The organism is Methanobrevibacter sp., assembly GCF_045541095.1.
Taxonomy (GTDB): Archaea; Methanobacteriota; Methanobacteria; order Methanobacteriales; family Methanobacteriaceae; genus Methanocatella.
The window spans coordinates 1-4,253 of the sequence record NZ_JAZQIJ010000060.1 but is presented as its reverse complement, the minus strand read 5'-3'; the positions used below and the strand labels follow the sequence as shown (position 1 = coordinate 4,253).

General features: G+C 34.4%; 1 protein-coding gene. It reads left to right on the top strand.

The features are described 5' to 3' along the window. Window positions 1-294: 294 nt before the first annotated feature. A partial coding sequence (locus tag ACKI2P_RS02865) for a right-handed parallel beta-helix repeat-containing protein (protein WP_407374826.1) occupies window positions 295-4,253 on the top strand: 3,959 nt, incomplete at its 3' end.

The window sequence follows — 4,253 nt, the reverse complement described above, 5'->3', positions numbered from 1 at the left end:
ATATATTTTGGCATGCTTTTTCTATTGTAACTCTTAAAATTCATATTATTTCGAATAAAATTTTTTTTCATGCCTAAATCCAATTAGCAACATTTATAAGCCTTTATTATTATAATATTATATGGTACTTAGGTACCTCTTTCATTAATTTTTTCTATATTTGTTAATTTTTCGAAAAATGAATTTTTCATTAAATAAGTTAAACGAAAATTGAGTTTTGTTTAAGAGAGGAAAATTATGCAATTTAAACGATATTTATTTTTCAGTTTAATACTATTTTTAATAATTTTCTCAGTGTCATTTGCAAGTGCGAGTGATCAATTAACAAACGATACAAACACAGATGCACTTTCAATGATGTCTGCCGATGATGTGGAGATTGATGAAAATTTTAAAAATGGGAAACTGAATTCAATCGATACGTTATCTACATCGCTTCTGGACCAAGCTGATGAGAAAGACAATAATGGAAGTGTAAAAAGTTTAACTGATGAACCGCAACTGCTGCGGGCGAATAATGACGGACGAATTTTAAGTGTAAGTAATGACGAACAAATCCTTGGTGCTTATGATATAAGTTTATCTGGAGGTACCATGGAAAATATTAGGGATGCTATATTGGAAATATCTGCCAATGGTGGAGGAACACTTTACTTAAATGGTGGAACATATACCGGTGCATCTAAAATTCTCGCAGGTACATTTGATGAAAGTCAAGGCGACAATTGGTGGGATGGAGATTCTGCAAATAGGCCTGATAAGGTATATATAAGTAATGTAAGAATATATGGTGGTTCCCAAATTGGGGATAATTTAATGGCTAATTTTGGAGATAGTTGGGATTATGCTTTAACTTTTGGTGTTAAAAATTCAAAATCTCCATTTATTCCAGGATCTGGGAAAAGAGGATATTCCAGTAATTACGGATGTATTTTAAACAATATTATATTTGAAAATCTTAATGCAACTACTAGACTTGTTAATTTTCAAAGTGGTTCCTTGACTGACTGTGTAATAAATAATTGTGTTTCACTGAATCAGTTTATGGGTATGGAAGGTTGTTATTGGGAAAATACTCCAATTCCAATTATAAATTGTAATTTCACTAATTGCCATCAAACTAATCCTGGTGCACATGGTGTAGATGACGGTTCTGGTCAATTAGGTGCAGTATTTGGTGTAAATATGGTAAATTGTAATTTCATCAATACCTCTTCTGCTCAGCATGGTGGTGCATTATGTATTGCTGATGAGTCAGAGTGGGGGTCTTCAGCTGTATCTTCTCGTTTAATTGACTGTAACTTTATCAACATTACTTCCAGATGGTTTGCTGTATATCTCCACGGAAATTTCTCATCTTCTGTTGCATATATTAAAACACCTGAACTCATTGATGGCTGTCAGTTTATCAACTGTACCGGTACCGGTGAATATTCTGGAGGTATTGGTATAAGTCATAATAACGCGATTGTAAGAAATTCCAAGTTCATTAATAATGACGGTGGACAGGGAGGAGCCATTATGGTTGGTGGTTTAAGCGGAGACCATGACGGATTCAGCGGTAGAAATTATCAAGGAAATAATGTAACAATTGAGAACTGTACTTTTGAAAACAATATTGCAACTAAAGAAAAAACTTCTTCACTTTGTATAAAATTATTTGCTAATCTTAAAAGCGGTCAAGAAAGAACACCTGGTGTCCAATATTACAGCAAAATTGATCCTAATATTGGTGATAATACTATTGAAAGCAATTTCAGGGAAGATGATGCTGGTACCTGGTATGTAAAACATGAAACCATGACTTTTAATCCTACTGGAAATGCCGGTGCGATTTATGTTTACGGTAACGATACAAAAATTTTAAACTGTACCTTTAGAAATAATACTGCTAAAAGTGGTAACGGAGCTGCAATTTATATTGATGGTTCCAGGACTATAATTAATGATACTAAGTTTTATGAGCATGAATGTGAAAACGGTACTGTTTATATTGTAGGTAGCAATACAAAAGTTTTCAATTCAACATTTAAGGATAATTCTGCTGTAAATGGTGCAGCGGTATATATTAAAGGAAACAATTCTAATATAAACAACAGTACTTTTAATAAAAATACAGTAACCCATCAAGGTGGTGCTGTATTTATTGACGGAAAAGATACTTCATTTAAGAATAACAATTTCACAGAAAATGAAGCTATTCCTGCATCTGCCAGCGCTGGTGATGACACTGGTTTGGGTGGAGCAATTTATGTAAAAGGTGATAATACTGTCACAGTCAATAACACATTCTCACATAACAAGGCACGTAACGGTTCTGCAATTTACACTACAGGCAAAAACTTCAATCTTAAAGATGATGTCTTTTTCGAAAATCAGGCTTGGAGTTACCTTCTTATTGTCAATGCAGTTCCAAAAGAAAGTCTTTATGATCAAAGTGATGTAAATGTGACTGTTGTGCATGTTGGTGGAGACAACATCATTAATGCAATCCACAACGAGGCATCAAACACAGAAATACACCTTCAAAATGTAACATTCAAACACAGTAACGGAAAAGTTAGAAATACTGGTGCTGCCGTTTTAACTCCTGTCAATGGAGCTGAAAACAGTCAGGGCGGTACTTTAGTTTATCAGGATGACAGGGAAAATTTACAGGAAATTTCTCTTACAATCTATGACCCGGATAATGCTATTATCTACCTTAATCAAACAATGATTACCAACATTACAGGTGCTGTAAATGTCACCCTTTCCAAATCCCAATTAAGAAAGGTAGGCACATACAGGGTAGTTGCAACCCATCCTGAAGACTGGAACTATAAAGAGATTACAAACACTACAAACTTTAGAATTTTAGGTTATGTGGACTTGTCTGTAACTAAAACAAGTGATAAGGATGTCTACACTGTTGGTGATGGTGTAACATGGATTATAACTGTAACAAATGCTTATAATTCAACAACCGCAACATTTGTGAATGTAACAGATGTTGTGCCAAGTCAATTTGAATTCAGCAATGCAAACTGTACAGCCACTCAAGGTTCTTACAGTAAAGCTACTAATTTATGGGAAATAGGCACATTGCTTCCTTCTCAAGTTGTAACATTGACCATAAAGTCAATAGCAAAAGAGAGAGGAACATTTGACAATAAGGCTAATGTTGTAAGTAATGAAACAGACTGGAATGAAACAAATAACGAAGACAATAAAACCGTAAATGTCACAGCTGCCGATTTGGAGATTACAAAGACTGCTAATCCTGATAAAACACGAAATAACAGTGAAGTAATCTGGACAATTACTGTAATCAATAAAGGTCCTGATGTTGCTTATAATGTTCGTGTAAATGGTACATTAGATAACGGTTTGATTTTCTCAGGCGTTCCTGTTAGCATGACCAATCCTAGCCGTTTTGATTCCAATAATGTCTGGACAATAGATGAACTTCCTGTGAATGTTCCGTATGTTTTAGTTATTTCAACTACTGTGAATGCAACTAATGCTACTTTGAACAATACTGTAGAAGTTACCTCTGATACTTATGATCCTAATCCTGATAATAACAATGCTACTAATAGTACTGTTGTTCCTCCGGAAGCTGATTTGGGTATTGTTAAGGAGGTGAATGCTTCAACTACACATAATGATACTTTTGTTGAATGGACTATTCGTGTGACTAATTACGGTCCTGACAATGCGACAAATGTTGTTGTGACTGATGCGGTGCCTGAAGAACTGATTACTTTTGACCCTGTTGGCAATTATAAAGGCCGTCTTGACGGTAATGATTGGATTATTGGTGAGATGAAAGTTGGTGAGACTCAGGTTTTAGTTGTTAAAACTAAGGTTAATGCTACCAATACCACTATTGTAAATACTGTATCTGTCGTGTCTGACATTTATGACCCTTATCCTGAAAACAATACTGCTTCTAATAGTACTGTTGTTCCTCCGGAAGCTGATTTGGCTATTAATAAGACTGTTTCTTTAAGTGAAGTTCGAAACAATACTCTTATTAACTGGACTATTACTGTACATAATTACGGTCCGGATGATGCTGTCAATGTTGTCGTTTTAGATGACCTTCCTGATGAATTGATTTTAATTGGTGCGGTTGAAGGTTATGAAGGTACTTTTGATGCGAATAATCACAAATGGATTATTGATTTGGTTAAAAATGGTGAAACTTATAGTATAACTCTAACTACTAGGGTTAATGCAACCAATAAAACTATTACTAATTTTGTAAG